The organism is Dietzia sp. CQ4 (genome assembly GCF_014145125.1).
GTDB lineage: Bacteria > Actinomycetota > Actinomycetes > Mycobacteriales > Mycobacteriaceae > Dietzia > Dietzia natronolimnaea.
Map to the genome: position 1 here is coordinate 1 of NZ_JAALDZ010000018.1, position 12689 is coordinate 12689.

The following is a 12689-nucleotide window of genomic DNA, read 5'->3' on the forward strand; positions in this document are numbered from 1 at the left end:
CGACCGCCGCACCCGCCCGCACCAGCCTGCGCCTCCGCGCGGCGGGCGGATGGGCTCGGAGCGCCGTGGGCACGGGCTCGCCGAGGATCGTCCCGGCCGCGTCCGCGGACACGGCTCGGGGCGAGGCGGGCACCAGCGCCGGGCTCTGCTTCTTCTTCCCCTCGTCGTCCTTCCCGGTCCCGACCCCCGAGGCCACCACGTCGAGCCGCGCGGCGCCGAGGACTCTGAATCCCGGGGGTTCGTGCAGGGTGACCCCGCGGATGCGGCGACCGTCGAAGGAGGTGTGCCGACCCACGAGCAGGCCACGGTGGAGCTCGAGCGAACCGTCCTCGTGGTGCTCGAGGCGGAGGTTCCACCAGTTCTCCACGAAGAGCGCCACCGACGCGATGGTGCCCACCACCAGGGCGAGGACGAGCACCCCGGCGGCGATCACGGGGATCGGCAGGTCACCGATCCGGTCCCAGATCCACTCGAGCATCTCGGGCACGGCGCCGAACCAGTCCGCGACCTGGAACACGATGCCGATGCCCACGAGACCGAACAGCGGGGTCATGACACTCGCGGGCGCGTAGCGGACCTATCCCGGGTCGAGGCGCACGAGTTCGGAGGTGTCGGTGGCGGCCCGCTCGGCGAGCAGGTGGCGGCGCAGCTCCTCGGCCACCTCGCGGTCCAGGGCGCCGAGAATGAGTCTGGACCCGTCGGTCTCCCCGCTGGCCAATCTCACGGTGGCGATGCCCATTCGTCGTTGCACCAGGTCCGCCGAGATCTCCACATTGCGCACCCGGCCGGTCGACAGGCTGGTGGTGGAGCTGGAGAGGAAGCGGACGCGGCGCTCGATCCGGTGCGCGTCCACGCGGTACCTGGTCACGGCGAGCCGGGCGGTCTCGATGATCGCCGTTGCGGCGGCACCGAGGATCGTGCCACCAATGGTCCACAGCAACACCCACGCCAGGCCCACCCCGGCGAGGAGGAGCCCGGACCCCGCGGGTACCGCGGTCGCCGCCAGGGCCCCCGCGGCCACCACGGTGCTCGCGGGGATGGTCCGCCGGTCGAGCGGCAGCCATTCGGGTGCGGGTTCTGCGGGCGCCGGGCCCGGCCCTGGTGTGGTCACGTCGCGTCCCGCTGGTCGTCCTCGGCCAGCAGCGTCAACCTGTCGACCATCTCCTCGGCCTGCGCGGCGTCCAGCGCGCTGATACGGACCGCGCCCGACGAGGAGGCGGTGGTGACGACGACGGTGGCCAGCCCGAACTGTCGTTGCAGTGGCCCGCGGGTCTTGTCGACGGTCTGCACTCGGGAGAGCGGCGCGGCCCTCCACTCCTCCCAGAACAGGCCGCTACGACTGTAGACCGCCGTGTCGGTCGCCTCCCACCGGTGGATGGCCCAGCGCACCCGCGGCACCGCGACCAGCGCCACGGCGGTCGCGGCCGCCCACCCCGTCGCCACGAGCAGAATCCATGGGAACAGGACCAGGCCCAGGATCACGGCCACCACCAAGGGCCCTGCCATCCACAGTGCGACCTGCGCCGTCCACCAGCGTCGACACCGCGGGTCGACGCGGTGGCGTGGTGGTCTGAGTCCGATCGGTGACGAGTTCACGGTGTCCAACATAGGGCCCTGTGGAACCCTGGCGGTCATGACACTTCTCCGGCGATACCGGGCAACCGGTGCAGACCTGCCCTTCGGCGATCCGCTCCGCGCACACGGGGTGGCCATGGAGGGATACTTCCTCCGCGTGACCGACCGCGACCGCGGCCGCGCCCTCATCGCTCTCATCGGGATCAACCGGGGGCCGGACGGGCACTGGGCGACGCTCGGCCTGGCGTCCGACGAGGTGCCTGCCCGGTCCGGGGCGACCGGGTTCCCCCGGCCGGGGGTCGGCGCGACCTCGTCGTCGTCATCAACGGGGGCGGCGACGCCCTCACCACGGTCGGGCACGTCCTCCTCTCTCCGCCTGGCCGCCGCGCCCGACGGGTGGGCCGATCCCGACCGCCTGGGGGCCCGCTCCGGGGATCAGTTCGAGTACCGGCCGGACAGGGTGACCGTGGACATGGGCGAGGGGGCCCGCCTCCACGTGGAGATCACCGACCCCGTGGAGTGGCCGCACCGGGCTGTCGGCGGGTCGAGCATCTTCCAGGCCGTTCCCGCCCTCAACCAGTACTGGCACCCGTGGCTGCTCGGCGGCAAGGCGAGGGGCTGGGCCGAACTCGACGGCCGGCGCTGGGAGTTCGACGGCGCCGACGTCTACGGGGAGAAGAACTGGGGCGCCGAGGGCTTTCCCGATTCCTGGTGGTGGGGGCAGGCGCAGGGCTTCTCCGAGCCGGGCACCTGCGTGGCGTTCGCCGGCGGGCAGATCCACTCGGGCCCGCTGCGCACCGAGGTCACGGGCCTGGTGGTGCGACTTCCGGATGGTCGGGTGATCCGGCTGGGCAACCCCGTGGTCTCACCGGTCCGCGCCGACGTCGGTGACGACGTGTGGGCGCTCGAGGGCCGTGGCTATGGCTGGAGGATCCGCGTGACCGGGCGGGCGCCGCTGGGTCGGGCCCACGTGCTGCCCGTGCCGTTGCCGTCGGAGAAGCGGAACTCGGCGGGCGCGATCGAGCACCTGTCCGGTGAGCTCGAGGTGGAGGTGAGCCGGTTCGGGCGCCATGTCTGGAGCGATCACAGTCCACAGGCCGCACTCGAGCACGGGGGGCTGGACCGCGCCGAGGCGGAGCTTCGGCGGCGTGGCGTGCCCGTGGGGGAGACGGGCGCCGCGCCGGAGTAGGTGCTGGTCCCCGGTTGGGCGGTCGTCGTCACGACCCGGGTCGCTGACGCGCGGTGTTGACGATGTGACGTTGACAGTGTGGCAGACGTCACATAGCTTGCACAGAAGCGAGTTCAGTTCGTCAACCGGGGAGAGTCATGGCAGACAGTAGCAACGAGATTCGTCTCACCTCCGAGATGAAGATCCACCACGACGTCACGATCGATCAGCTCCGCGCGATTCTGGCCGAGGTCAGTCGCGGCGCGTCGGCCGAGGGGGACCACATCCGCGGGCACAACTTCTACCTGGACGAGGAGGCGGGGATTCTCTTCGCCCACGAGCACTACCGGGACGCGGACGCGATGCTCACCCACCTCGCGGAGATGGATCAGGCGAAGGTCGGGGAGCTGATGGCCACCGTCGATGTGGTGGACCTACGGATCTACGGGCCCGTCACCCCCGAGCTCGGTGACCTGCTCGAGGGGTTCGGGAGTGTCCGGACCTTCGACCACGTCAGTGGCTTCACGCGCGCTGTGGCGTGAACTGACCCCCCTCTCGAGGTCCGCCGCGGCGGCGTTCGGCGGGGTGTCGCGACGGTAGATCTCGCGACCCGAGTTCTGACGGTGCCGTGTCAGCCGGAGGCGCCCCGGTCTCCGTGTTGGCGGCGCTGTCGTCGACGCCGCATGCCGCTGACCTGGCAAGTTGCCAATCTCCGCCCCGGAACAATGATTTCCTACTTTTCGCCGATTATGGCTTGCGTCACAGTGTGATCGTGGTTACAGTCGCCCTAAGTGAATTCAACTCAAGACTCTGGAGGGGTTGGAAGTGGCCGAAGATCAGCGACGCAGGAACCTGGACCTGGTGCGGGCGTACACGGACGCGCTCAACAAGTGGGACATCGAGACCATGCGGGAGTTGTCCACCGAGGACGTCGTCTTCGAGCTCCCGTTCCGGCCCCCCACCTTCGGGCGCGAGACCGTCGGCCGCACGGCGTACATGGAGGTGCTCGCCCAGGCCCGCGACCACATGATCGACGGGTCGGAGAACCTCCACGATCTCGAGCTCGACACCCTCGCCTCGAACCCCGACGTCGTGATCGCCACCTACAAGAGCGACATGCTGCTGCGCAGCGGGACCCGGTACGCCAACGAGTACATCTCCCGCTTCATCTGCCGTGACGGGAAGATCGCCCGCTTCGTCGAGTACTACGACTCCATCATCCTGTTCAGCGCACTCGGCGGGACCCTGGTGGAGGCCGGCGAATCCGAACTCCTCCCCGAGGGCCTCAAGTCCTGAGCGACACCGCGGACCCCCAGACCCAGCACGTCACACCGGAGGAGAAGACCATGGGTAAGCAACTGCCCGACCCGAGCACCGTCGTCGCCGACGCCCCCCAGTGTCCGTTCGTGGACATGTGGTCGGACGAGTACAACGAGAACAACCTGGAGATCCTCAAGCACCTGCGTGAGGACCACGAGCTGGCGTTCCACAAGCAGGGCAACACGACCGTCCCGCTGGTGACCCGCTACAAGGACCTGTGGAAGATCCACCGAGACTGGAGGACGTTCCAGTCCGGCCGCGCCGCCTCGCACCTGGCCGACCGCCGGTACGACGACCCGAACGACGACCCGACCTTCATCCCTCTCGACACCGACCCGCCGGTCCACAGCGAGTGGCGCAAGATCCTCGAGCCGTTGATGACCCTCAAGAAGATGGAGGCCCACGCGGGGCTCATCGAGAAGATCGCCGACGACCTGCTCGAGGGTCTCGAGGGTCGCACCAGGTTCAAGGTGATGGACGAATTCGTCCGTCCCATGCAGGCGCGCGCGATCTTCGCCGTGATCCTCGGCGTCCCCGCCGACAGTGACCGGATCCTCCAGTTCTCGGCGTGGGCGCAGGACGCCCTCCTGGTTCCGGAGCGCGCCGTCGAGGCGTTCGGCGAGCTCAGCTCCGCCCTTCTCGAGATCCTCCGGGAACGCCGGGAGAACCCGCGTGGCGAGGACGACATCGTCACCGTTCTGGCGAACTGTCGGCCCGGCGGCGAGGTCCCCGACGACGGTGACCTCATCAAGATCATGATCGCGCTGACGTTGGGTGGCCTCGAGTCCACGGGAACCGTCCTGAGCGGCACGATCCACCACATGGCCACCCACCCCGAGGACCTCAAGGAGCTACAGGACGACATGTCCCTGCTCGACGAGGCGATCGAGGAGGCGCTGCGGCTGTTCGTCAACGTGACGCTCACCCAGCGGACCGTCACCACGGAGACGACGCTCAACGGCTATGACCTCAAGCCCGGTGACAAGATCTGGAACCTGCCGGGATCGGCCAACCGCGACGAGTCGGTGTTCCCCGACGGTGACAGCTGGAACGTGCACCGCGAGAACAAGCGACACGTGTCCTTCGGTGCCGGGATCCACCGGTGCCTCGGGTCGAACCTCGCGCGGATCTTCCTGCGGGTGGCGTTCACCGCGGTCCTCACCCGCATGCCGGGTGTGGCCCTCGTCCCGGACCAGGAGATCCACACCCACTCCATGCCGACCCGTGGACTCACCGAGTTCGAGGTCACGGTCGACGAGATCACCCCCGCTGCCGCGGCCCGCTGAGCCCGGACGCCGGAAACGACGAGAGGACACATCATGAAGGTGAAGATCGACCACGAGTTCTGCGTGGGTCACGCCCGCTGCTACACGCTGGAGCCCGACCACATCGCCGAGGACGAGCGCGGCCGCGGAGTCGTCCGCGAGGACGCGCCCGAGATGTCGCCCGAGACCGCTCGGCGAATGGTCAGGGCGTGCCCGGAATCCGCGATCTCGATCGTGCGCGACTGACCGCGTCGAGACCGCCAGCCGAGTCGGACAACTAGGTGAGTTAGAGATGACCATGGTTCAGGATCCACTGCACTACCCGCTCGTCGATCCCGGCGATCTCCCCGAGGGTGACGCCTCGCTCCTCGCGGTGGTCGCCGGTCGGCGAGAGTGCGCGCGCGGCGTCGTCGAGCTCGTCCTCGAGTCCGTGGACGGTGCCGACCTGCCGGTCTGGGAGCCCGGCGCCCACATCGATCTGGTCCTCGACGGCGACCTCATCCGGCAGTACTCCCTGTGCGGTGACCCCGCCGACAGGAGGACCTACCGGGTCGCGGTCCTGCTCGAGCCGGAGAGCAGGGGTGGGTCGCGGCGGATCCACGCCGATCTCCCGCTCGGGTCACGAGTCGAGGTGCGGGGCCCGCGGAACCACTTCCCCCTGCATGAGTCCCCGCGATACCTGTTCATCGCCGGGGGAATCGGGGTCACCCCGATGCTCCCGATGGTCCGCGCCGCAGAGCGGGCCGGCGCGGACTGGCGTCTGGTCTACGGCGGTCGATCCGAGGACTCCATGGCGTACCTGGACGAGCTGGGGGAACTGGGGGACCGGGTGACGATCTGGCCGGCCGACCGCCACGGCCTGATCGATCTCGACTCGCTCCTCGGGACGCCGGCCGAGGACACGCTGGTCTACAGCTGTGGCCCCGAGCCGCTTCTGGCCGCGGTGGAGGAGCACTGCGCGTCGTGGCCCGCCGGCGCGCTGAACCTGGAGCGCTTCTCGGCCGCGGAGATCGACACGTCCGGCGACACCGGATTCGACGTGGAGCTCCGACAGACGGGGACGACGCTCCACGTCAACGGGGACCAGACGATCCTCGAGGTGGTGACCGCGGCCGGTGTCTACGTCTCCACCTCCTGCACCGAGGGGACGTGCGGATCGTGCGAGACGCCCATCCTCGAGGGTCGGGCGGACCACCGGGACGTGGTCCTGTCCCCGGAGGAGCAGGAGGAGGGCGAGACGATGATGATCTGCGTCTCCCGCGCCGCCTGCCCCAAGCTCGTTCTCGACCTGTAGGACCGTTCGTCGCCGTCGCGACCAGAGGTCCGGACCACGCGTCCCGCCAACTTTTCAGGAGGATCCATGCTCCCCAGGAGCTACAGCGAGTTCTACATCGGTGGCCGGTGGAGGCCCACCGACTCGACCGAGACGTTCACCGTCATCTCACCGTCCACCGGCGAGGTGATCGGCCGGGTCCCCGGCGCGACCCGCGCGGACATCGACGCGGCCGTCGAGGCCGCCCGGTACGCCTTCCACGAGACGGACTGGGCGACCCGGCCTGTCGAGGACCGCGCCGCCCTGTGCGAGGCGCTCGCGGCCAAGCTGTACGAGTCCAGGGACGAGCTGGCCGAGCTGCTCGTCGACGAACTCGGGTGCACGCGCATGCTCGCGGACGTCTACCAGGCCACCGCCCCGACCCTGCACTGGAACTACAACGCGGAGGTTGGCCGGCACTACCCGTTCCAGGAGGTCCGGACCGCGGATCTCGGACCACTCGCCGGCGGGTCCGCGGGCGGCATGATCATGCCTTACCAGACCCAGGCACTCGTGGTGAAGGAGCCGGTGGGCGTGGTCGCGACCATGGTCGCCTACAACTTCTCCATGCCCGGCACCTCACAGAAGGTCGCACCGGCGATCATCGCCGGCTGCACCGTCGTGGTGAAGGTCCCGGAGCCCGACCCGCTCGCGGTGTTCGCCCTGGCGCAGATGGTCCACGAGGTGGGCTTCCCGCCCGGGGTCATCAACATCGTCGCCGCCGGGGCGGACGAGTCGGCCTACCTGGTCTCACACCCGGACGTCGACATGGTGAGCTTCACCGGGTCCACGACCGTGGGCTCACACATCGGCCGTGAGTGCGGCTCGCTCATCCGCCCCGTCGTCCTGGAACTCGGCGGCAAGTCGGCCGCGATCGTGCTCGACGACGCCGACCTGGACACCACGGTCCCCACCCTCCTCGGGGTCAGCGTGATCCCCAGCAGTGGTCAGAGTTGTGTGTGCCAGAGCCGGTTCCTCGTGTCCGAGGCCCGGCACGACGAGCTGGTGGAGCGGCTGGTCACGGCGATGGCGGACATCAGGGTCGGTGACCCCCACGACCCCGACGTCGACATGGGTCCGGTGATCACCGAGGCGCACCGCGAGCGCATCCTCGGGATGATCCGCCGCGCGGTCGAGCAGGGCGCGACCGTGGCGTTCGGCGGCGGCGTCCCCGAGGGCCTCGACACGGGCTGGTACGTCGAGCCCACCCTGCTCACCGGGGTCACCCCGGACATGGAGATCGCACAGGAGGAGGTCTTCGGCCCGGTCGTCGCGGTGATCTCCTACAAGGACGAGCCAGACGCCATCCGGATCGCCAACGACAGCCGCTACGGCCTGGCCGGCTCGGTCTACACCTCCGACGTCGAGCGCGGCTTCGAGATCGCCAGGAAGGTGCGGACGGGAACGTTCTCCGTCAACTCCTTCTCGGCCGACTTCAACTCACCGTTCGGCGGGTTCAAGGACTCCGGGATCGGGCGTGAACACGGCGTCGCCGGCCTCGAGGGCTACCTGATCCCCAAGTCGATCTCGGTCGACCCGTCCATGAGCATTCCCGAGTCGGTGGTCCGCCAGGCGGATGTCGTCACGACCGGCGTCCGGAAGGGAGCCTGACGCCCCCGACGAGCCCCACCTGACCTAGATCTTGCGCAGGCGCAGCCGCTGGATGGAGTGATCGGAGTTCTTCCGCAGCACCAGCGTCGCCCGCGGCCGTGTGGGCAGGATGTTCTCCACGAGGTTCGGCCGGTTGATCGAGGTCCAGATCTCGCGCGCCGCCAACCGTGCCGCTTGGTCGGACAGGTCTGCGTAGTGCGCGAAGTGGGAGTTGGGGTTGGAGAACGACGTGCTGCGCAGTTCCAGGAACCGCTCGACGTACCACTTCTCGATGTCCTCGATCTTCGCGTCCACGTAGAGCGAGAAGTCGAACAGGTCCGAGACCATCAGTCGGGGGCCCGTCTGCAGGACGTTCAGGCCCTCGACGATGAGGATGTCCGGGCGCTGGACCTCGATGAACTCGTCGGGGACGATGTCGTACTTGGTGTGCGAGTACACGGGCGCGCGGACGACCGGGGCACCGGACTTGACCTCGGTGACGAACCTCAACAGCGCGCGCCGGTCGTAGGACTCGGGGTAGCCCTTGCGGTGCATGAGTTGGCGCCGCTGGAGTTCGCGGTTGGGGTAGAGGAAGCCGTCGGTGGTGATCAGGTCCACCCGGGGGTGGGAGTCCCAGCGGGTCAGCAGCGCGCGCAACACACGGGCGGAGGTGGACTTGCCCACCGCCACCGAGCCGGCCACCCCGATCACGAACGGCATGGGGGCGTCCACGGTCTCACCGAGGAACAGGTTGGTGGACTGGAACAGGCGCTGGCGGGCCGATACCTGGAGGTGGATGAGCCGGCTGAGCGGCAGGTAGATCTCCGCGATCTCGTCCAGGTCCAGGTGTTCGCCCAGGCCGCGCAGTCCCTCGAGGTCCTGTTCGGTGAGCACCATCGGCATGGCTCGCCGCAACCGACGCCAACTCCGGCGGTCGAACTCCACGTACGGCGTGTAGTCGCCGGCATGTCTGCTCACGATTGCTGATTGTGTCAGGTGCCCACGGGGGAGAGGCCTCCAGGTGCCCTGGCACTAGACTGACGACGACGACGAGACGAGCCGTGGCCCCGACACGATTCGTACGAAGTGAGAAGCCCACGCGCGAGGAGCAACGATGACCGACCCGAACACCGATGTGTTCACCGCCTCCCTGTCCGAGTTGGACCCGGAGGTCGCCGAGGCGATGGCCGGCGAGCTGGCGCGTCAGCGCGACACGTTGGAGATGATCGCGTCCGAGAACTTCGTGCCGCGCTCGGTGTTGCAGGCTCAGGGATCGGTGCTCACCAACAAGTACGCCGAGGGCTACCCGGGGCGTCGCTACTACGGCGGGTGTGAGCACGTCGACGTGGTGGAGAACCTCGCGCGGGACCGCGCCAAGGAGGTCTTCGGCGCCAAGTACGCGAACGTCCAGCCGCACGCCGGCGCCCAGGCCAACGCCGCGGTGCTCATGGCGCTCGCGACGCCGGGCTCCAAGATCATGGGCCTGTCCCTGGCACACGGCGGTCACCTCACCCACGGCATGAAGCTCAACTTCTCCGGCCAGCTCTACGAGGTCGCCGCCTACGAGGTGGACCCGGAGACCATGCAGGTCAACATGGACACCGTCCGCGAGATGGCGCTGGCGGAGAAGCCGGACGTGATCATCGCCGGCTGGTCGGCCTACCCGCGGACCCTGGACTTCGCGAAGTTCCGGGAGATCGCCGACGAGGTCGGCGCCAAGCTCTGGGTGGACATGGCGCACTTCGCCGGCCTGGTGGCCGCGGGCCTGCACCCGAGCCCCGTTCCGCACGCCGACGTCGTCTCCACCACGGTCCACAAGACCCTGGGCGGGCCGCGCTCGGGCATGATCCTCACCAACGACCTCGAGCTGTTCAAGAAGCTCAACTCGTCGGTGTTCCCCGGTCAACAGGGCGGGCCGCTCATGCACGCGATCGCCGCCAAGGCCACCGCCATGAAGATCGCCGGTACCGAGCAGTTCCGCGAGCGCCAGCAGCGGACGATCGAGGGCGCCAAGATCCTCGCCGAGCGTCTGACCGAGCAGGACTGCACGGACGCGGGGGTCTCCGTCCTCACCGGCGGGACCGACGTGCACCTGGTGCTGGTGGACCTGCGCGAGTCCGATCTCGACGGCCAGCAGGCCGAGGACCTCCTCCACGAGGTCGGCATCACCGTCAACCGCAACGCCGTGCCGTTCGACCCCCGTCCGCCCATGGTGACCTCCGGTCTGCGTATCGGTACGCCCGCGCTGGCCACGCGCGGCTTCGGGGCCGAGGACTTCCGCGAGGTCGCGGACATCATCGGCACCGCCCTCGCGGCGGGGACGGGTGCCGACATCACCGCACTGCGTGGTCGGGTGTCCGCGCTTGCCGCGGCCAAGCCGCTGTACGAGGGTCTCGAGGACTGGACGATCCTGGGCTGAGAACCCGGCCACGACGGAAGAAACCCCCGCAGTGACGCTGCGGGGGTTTCTGCCGTCCCGGAGGTGACCCGGTGGCGGTGGTTCAGTCGGTGAAGCGGACCTTCGGGCTGCGGCAGATGAGCAGTCGCCGGACCTTGTCGCCCTCGGTGAGCTGGGCGCTTGCGTTGAAGCTCGCCTCGAACTCGCCGTCCCTGCGGGTCTCCCCGAGGCACAGCTCGGTGTCCCCGACGCGGGTCCCGCTCAGGATGTGGTGCGTCAGGACGCTCTTCTCGCGCTGGGCGAGGTAGACCTCGAGCCCGGCGCGGTCACCGTCGAACTCCGCCGCCGACTCTCCCGCGGAGAAGAGGATGGACAGCTGGAAATCGTCGGTGATGTGGTCGAGGACCCTGTCGGGATCATCCGAGTCCATGATCTCGAACCAGGCGTGCAGTAGCGGGGTGCTGGTGGTCATGTGGTGCTCCGATGTCAGTCGTGGGTGGGGGAGGCCGGGTCGGTGGGGGCGAGGGTCGGGGAAGGGGGGTCGGTAGAGGCGAGGGTCGGGGAGGCGAGGCCGAGCTCCGGGTCGAACGCGACCTGGTAGCCGGTGATCAGTCCGGCGTCGTCGATCCGGGCGGACGCGAGGAAGTGGCCGGTGATCGTGACTCCGTCCTCGACCACGGCGCCGTAGACGAACTCGAGCTCGCCGGTGCGGGTGGCATGGGTGGGGACGTGGCGCCTGTCGACGGGGCCCCGCTCCTCGAGGTATCGACGGACTCCGTCACGGTCCGTCCCGCGGACGGCGGAGCCTGGTAGGAGAATGGCGAAGGAGACGTTCGACGACAGTAGGGCGAGGCCGGCCTCGAGGTCGCCCGCGTCCACCCGTGAGTAATACGTCACGAGGGTGGAGTCGGACAGCGTCGATTCGGACAGCGTGGAGTCGGACAGCCTGGATTCGGATGCAGCGGGATCGGGCGCAGTCATGAATCGAACTTAGTTTAGTGTCTGCCCGGATCTCAAGAGCTTGCGTGATCCGCCTCACTATGTTGTCATGGTCTGAAGTGAACTCAACTCAACTAGACGGCGTGGGAAGCCCTGTCCCGCGGCCCAGGAGAGGACTGCTCGTGACCCAGCAGACACGGACTGCACGACCCGAGGCCGACCCGTCGATCATCCTGGCGACCCCGGAGCGCGACGAGCTTCGTACGATCGTCGCCCAGTTCGTGGCCCGGCACGGGACCCACGAGGCGGTCCGGCGGTCGACCGAGTCCGACACGGGGTACTCGGAGGCCCGGTGGCGCACGCTCAACGAGGAGCTGCAGGTCGCCGCGCTCGCCGTGCCGGAGGACCTCGGGGGTCACGGCTTCGGGTTCGCCGACCTGGGTGTGGTCCTCGAGGAGACGGGGGCCGCCCTGCTGCCGGAGCCCGTCCTGGCCAGTGCCGTGGTGGCCGCCCAGGCGCTGGTCCGGGCCGACGACCCGGAAACGGTGAGCGATCTCCTCGGAGCGGTCATGGAGGGGCGTCGGACGATCGGGGTGTCGCTCGACGGGCGGGTCACCCTGTCCGCCGACGCCGTGGCGACGGGCGGAGCCGGTCCCGTCGTCAACGGGATCGTCGAGGGCGTCCTCTGGGGGCAGGGGGTCGATTCGCTCGTGGTGGAGGCGTCCTCCGGCGCCCGGACGGTGCTGGTGGTGGTGGACCTCGCCGACGCGGAACGCCGGGACCGGGAGGTCATCGATCTCACCCGTCGTCGCGCCGACGTGCATCTGGTGGACGCGCCCGCGCGGGTCCTCGTCGGTGCCGCACGGTTCGCGGACGTCGTTCGCGAGCTGGACCTCATCACGCGCGCGGCGCTGGCCGCCGAGCACGCGGGAATCGCCGCTCGGCTGTTGGACGACACGGTCGCCTACGTCGGCCAGCGCCATCAGTTCGGCCGTCCGATCGGGTCGTTCCAGGCCATCAAACACCGTCTGGCGGACATGCTGGTCGACCGAGAGCGGGCCCGATCCGCAGCGATGTACGGGTAAGTCCCCTGGAGTGGTGGGGTTTGGGGGCCGGGGTTTG

At 69.2% G+C, this 12689-nt stretch carries 14 protein-coding genes and 1 pseudogene; 9 read left to right on the plus strand and 6 right to left on the minus strand.

Translation table 11 applies throughout. The features are described from left to right. The 3 genes and pseudogenes from G6031_RS18725 to G6031_RS01070 all read right to left on the minus strand — a co-directional run. Positions 1 to 553: pseudogene (locus G6031_RS18725) on the minus strand (hypothetical protein); the annotation flags it as partial. Between the two features lie 24 nt (positions 554 to 577). Next, positions 578 to 1111, minus strand: coding sequence for a PH domain-containing protein (locus G6031_RS18730; RefSeq protein WP_347238414.1), 534 nt, complete (start codon positions 1109 to 1111; stop codon positions 578 to 580). Then, positions 1108 to 1506: a PH domain-containing protein gene (locus tag G6031_RS01070; protein ID WP_241737115.1), complete on the minus strand. Its 399-nt coding sequence runs from the start codon at positions 1504 to 1506 to the stop codon at positions 1108 to 1110. Before G6031_RS01070 ends, G6031_RS18730 begins: the two co-directional genes overlap by 4 nt. Positions 1507 to 1633: 127 nt before the next feature. Here G6031_RS01070 and G6031_RS01075 point away from each other — a divergent pair, with 127 nt between their 5' ends. The 7 genes from G6031_RS01075 (at position 1634) to G6031_RS01105 (ending at position 8251) form a co-directional block, all read left to right on the plus strand. Beyond that, positions 1634 to 2764, plus strand: a complete 1131-nt coding sequence (locus tag G6031_RS01075) for a tocopherol cyclase family protein (RefSeq protein ID WP_182652151.1) — start codon at positions 1634 to 1636, stop codon at positions 2762 to 2764. Positions 2765 to 2901: 137 nt separating this feature from the next. Further along, the gene (locus G6031_RS01080) at positions 2902 to 3285 is read left to right on the plus strand and encodes a hypothetical protein (protein ID WP_182652152.1); all 384 of its coding nucleotides are present in this window, start codon (positions 2902 to 2904) and stop codon (positions 3283 to 3285) included. Positions 3286 to 3568: 283 nt separating this feature from the next. Then, positions 3569 to 4039 (plus strand): nuclear transport factor 2 family protein, encoded by a 471-nt coding sequence (locus G6031_RS01085; RefSeq protein ID WP_182652153.1) that lies wholly within the window; start codon positions 3569 to 3571, stop codon positions 4037 to 4039. Between the two features lie 50 nt (positions 4040 to 4089). Beyond that, positions 4090 to 5349 (plus strand): cytochrome P450, encoded by a 1260-nt coding sequence (locus G6031_RS01090; RefSeq protein ID WP_182652154.1) that lies wholly within the window; start codon positions 4090 to 4092, stop codon positions 5347 to 5349. A gap of 33 nt (positions 5350 to 5382) precedes the next feature. Next, a complete protein-coding gene (locus tag G6031_RS01095; RefSeq protein ID WP_182652155.1) occupies positions 5383 to 5574 on the plus strand; it encodes a ferredoxin in 192 nt (63 codons plus the stop codon). 46 nt (positions 5575 to 5620) lie between these two features. Further along, a complete protein-coding gene (locus tag G6031_RS01100; protein WP_241737116.1) occupies positions 5621 to 6622 on the plus strand; it encodes a PDR/VanB family oxidoreductase in 1002 nt (333 codons plus the stop codon). A 66-nt stretch (positions 6623 to 6688) separates the two neighbouring features. Continuing rightward, positions 6689 to 8251, plus strand: coding sequence for an aldehyde dehydrogenase (locus G6031_RS01105; protein WP_182652156.1), 1563 nt, complete (start codon positions 6689 to 6691; stop codon positions 8249 to 8251). Between the two features lie 24 nt (positions 8252 to 8275). On the opposite strand, the gene coaA is transcribed toward G6031_RS01105, so the two are convergent. Then, positions 8276 to 9208 (minus strand): type I pantothenate kinase, encoded by a 933-nt coding sequence (coaA, locus tag G6031_RS01110; RefSeq protein ID WP_182643921.1) that lies wholly within the window; start codon positions 9206 to 9208, stop codon positions 8276 to 8278. A 136-nt stretch (positions 9209 to 9344) separates the two neighbouring features. Here coaA and glyA point away from each other — a divergent pair, with 136 nt between their 5' ends. Further along, positions 9345 to 10649 (plus strand): serine hydroxymethyltransferase, encoded by a 1305-nt coding sequence (gene glyA / locus G6031_RS01115; protein ID WP_182652157.1) that lies wholly within the window; start codon positions 9345 to 9347, stop codon positions 10647 to 10649. Positions 10650 to 10731: 82 nt separating this feature from the next. Here glyA and G6031_RS01120 read toward each other — a convergent pair whose 3' ends face one another. Both G6031_RS01120 and G6031_RS01125 read right to left on the minus strand, forming a co-directional pair. Further along, positions 10732 to 11100 carry a hypothetical protein gene (locus G6031_RS01120; protein WP_182652158.1) on the minus strand — a complete coding sequence of 123 codons (369 nt, stop codon included), beginning with the start codon at positions 11098 to 11100 and terminating at the stop codon, positions 10732 to 10734. A gap of 14 nt (positions 11101 to 11114) precedes the next feature. After that, positions 11115 to 11609, minus strand: coding sequence for a nuclear transport factor 2 family protein (locus tag G6031_RS01125; protein ID WP_182652159.1), 495 nt, complete (start codon positions 11607 to 11609; stop codon positions 11115 to 11117). 140 nt (positions 11610 to 11749) lie between these two features. On the opposite strand from G6031_RS01125, the gene G6031_RS01130 reads away from it, so the two are divergent. After that, the gene (locus tag G6031_RS01130) at positions 11750 to 12652 is read left to right on the plus strand and encodes an acyl-CoA dehydrogenase family protein (RefSeq protein WP_182652160.1); all 903 of its coding nucleotides are present in this window, start codon (positions 11750 to 11752) and stop codon (positions 12650 to 12652) included. Positions 12653 to 12689 lie beyond the last annotated feature (37 nt).

Bases quoted from the DNA above. Each gene is read 5' to 3' on its own strand.
- G6031_RS01125 (WP_182652159.1), bottom strand. From the start codon at position 11,609: ATGACTGCGCCCGATCCCGCTGCATCCGAATCCAGGCTGTCCGACTCC.
- G6031_RS01120 (WP_182652158.1), bottom strand. From the start codon at position 11,100: ATGACCACCAGCACCCCGCTACTGCACGCCTGGTTCGAGATCATGGAC.
- G6031_RS01105 (WP_182652156.1), top strand. From the start codon at position 6,689: ATGCTCCCCAGGAGCTACAGCGAGTTCTACATCGGTGGCCGGTGGAGG.
- G6031_RS01095 (WP_182652155.1), top strand. From the start codon at position 5,383: ATGAAGGTGAAGATCGACCACGAGTTCTGCGTGGGTCACGCCCGCTGC.
- glyA (WP_182652157.1), top strand. From the start codon at position 9,345: ATGACCGACCCGAACACCGATGTGTTCACCGCCTCCCTGTCCGAGTTG.
- G6031_RS01090 (WP_182652154.1), top strand. From the start codon at position 4,090: ATGGGTAAGCAACTGCCCGACCCGAGCACCGTCGTCGCCGACGCCCCC.
- G6031_RS01080 (WP_182652152.1), top strand. From the start codon at position 2,902: ATGGCAGACAGTAGCAACGAGATTCGTCTCACCTCCGAGATGAAGATC.
- G6031_RS01075 (WP_182652151.1), top strand. From the start codon at position 1,634: ATGACACTTCTCCGGCGATACCGGGCAACCGGTGCAGACCTGCCCTTC.
- G6031_RS01070 (WP_241737115.1), bottom strand. From the start codon at position 1,506: ATGGCAGGGCCCTTGGTGGTGGCCGTGATCCTGGGCCTGGTCCTGTTC.
- G6031_RS01100 (WP_241737116.1), top strand. From the start codon at position 5,621: ATGACCATGGTTCAGGATCCACTGCACTACCCGCTCGTCGATCCCGGC.